Source organism: Actinotalea sp. C106 (genome assembly GCF_023630195.1).
GTDB lineage: Bacteria > Actinomycetota > Actinomycetes > Actinomycetales > Cellulomonadaceae > Actinotalea.
Window position 1 is genome coordinate 1 of record NZ_JALPKN010000447.1, and the last position, 1,721, is coordinate 1,721.

General features: G+C 74.5%; 1 protein-coding gene and 1 pseudogene. One reads left to right on the plus strand and one right to left on the minus strand.

Translation table 11 applies throughout. The features are described 5' to 3' along the window. Positions 1-642: pseudogene (locus L0B03_RS17440) on the plus strand (hypothetical protein); the annotation flags it as partial. Here L0B03_RS17440 and L0B03_RS17445 read toward each other — a convergent pair. Next, on the minus strand, positions 581-1,721 hold a 1,141-nt coding region (locus L0B03_RS17445), incomplete at its 5' end, for a hypothetical protein (protein WP_250448226.1). The pseudogene L0B03_RS17440 and the gene L0B03_RS17445 sit on opposite strands and share 62 nt — an antisense overlap.

Below are 1,721 nucleotides of genomic sequence, written 5' to 3' on the forward strand. Positions count from 1 at the left end.
GGGCCCCTCGCGGTGCGCGAGGCCTGGCGCTCGCGCACGGTCACCTGGCTCACGGTCGCCTCGGTCGCGGGCACCGCCGCGGTCACCATCGTGGCCGTGCACCTCGTCGGGTACCTGCGGGACACCGGCACCTCGGCCGGGGCGGGGGCGATCGCCGCCGGGGCCCTGGGGGCGCTCTCGGTGGTCGGGCGGGTGCTCGTGACCGTCGTCGGTCCACGCCGTGGTCTGGCGTGGACGGCCGCGCTCGCGGTGGGTGGTCAGGTGGTGGGGGTCGTGGCCCTGGCCCTGCTGCCTCGGCCGGCCGGGGTCGTCGTCTTCGTCCTGCTCTTCGGGCTCGGGTTCGGCATCCTCACCCTCGCCCGCGCTGCCCTGCTCGGGGCCTACGTGGACCCTGGTGTGTACGCGCGGGTCTCAGGGAGGCAGACCGTGGCGGTGACCGCGGGTCGGGTCGTGGCGCCCCTCGCCGTCGGTGCTGCGGTCACGGCGACCGGCGGCTACCTCCCCCTGCTGCTGGGGGTCGGACTGTCCGCGGCCGTCGCGGCCCTCGCCCTCGCGCGAGCCCAGGCGGCCGAGCGGAGGCCTACTGGTAGCTCACGAACCGCGGGGTCGGCCGGACGTCGCGGAAGGTCTCGGTCGGGGTGAGGGTCGGCGTGTCCTCGTCGATGAAGTTCTTCCAGCCCCAGGTGACGTCCTCCGGGGCGCCGGCTCGCAAGGCCCGCCAGGTGTCCTGCTTGGCGGGCTGGCTGCCCTGCCCGTCGGCGTGGATCAGCACCGAGACCTCCTCGCGGGAGGTGTCCAGGCGCTCGCGGTCGCGGATCATCGACAGCCGGAACTGGTGCAGGATCAGCAGCTTCTGCGGCAGCGCCTCCTCCCGGGTGAGGTCGGCCAGGTAGTCGACCACCTGGTTGACCTCGTCGATCTCGACCGAGCCGATCTGGCGCAGGTGCACCTGGTCCGGCTCGAGCCGCCACTCGGGGTCCAGGGCGAGCCCGACGTTCGGGTACCGCAGCAGCTCCTCGTAGCGCTGCGCCTGGGTGAGGAAGTCGGTGCGACCGGGCTGGAGGTCGATGACGACGTAGACGCCGGCCTCCTGGGCGGCCTCGACCCAGGGCACGAAGCTCTCGACGGGCAGCTCGTTGCTGTAGTCGCCGTCCGGACCGGCCTCGGCGGAGGCCACCGTCACGATGATCTCGAAGGCCGGCACCACCGTGGCCTCGGTCAACGGCTCGTACCGTGCGGCGATGTCCTGGACGCGACCGATGCTCTGGTCCAGGCCCTGCTCCCCGAGGAGCCCGAGCCCGGCGGTGCCCGGCGTGCCGTAGATCGCGATCATCCGTCGACCGGGGAAGAGCACCTGCCCGCCGCCCGGCAGCTCGACACCGGTCGCGGCGGTGCTCGCCTTCCACGCGAGGGTCTCGGCAGCGCCGAAGGCCGCGGTGAGTCCGATCACGGTGCTCGGTGCGACCTGCGCCATGGCCTGGACCACGCTGCTCTCCCGACGCGGGTCGCCGTCGGGCACGGTCACCACCGGTACCCCGGCGGCGCGGGCGGTGGCGACCGCGGCCACCTCGGCGGGGTCGCCGGTGGTGAGCACGACGCCTCCCTCGGTGGGCTCGGCCAGCTCGGTGCGCGGGAGCGGGCTCTGCGGTGCTCCGTCCGCGTCGGCCGAGGGCTCGTCGGTCGGGGAGCGCCCGTCGGGGGAGGGCTCGACGGTCGGGTCG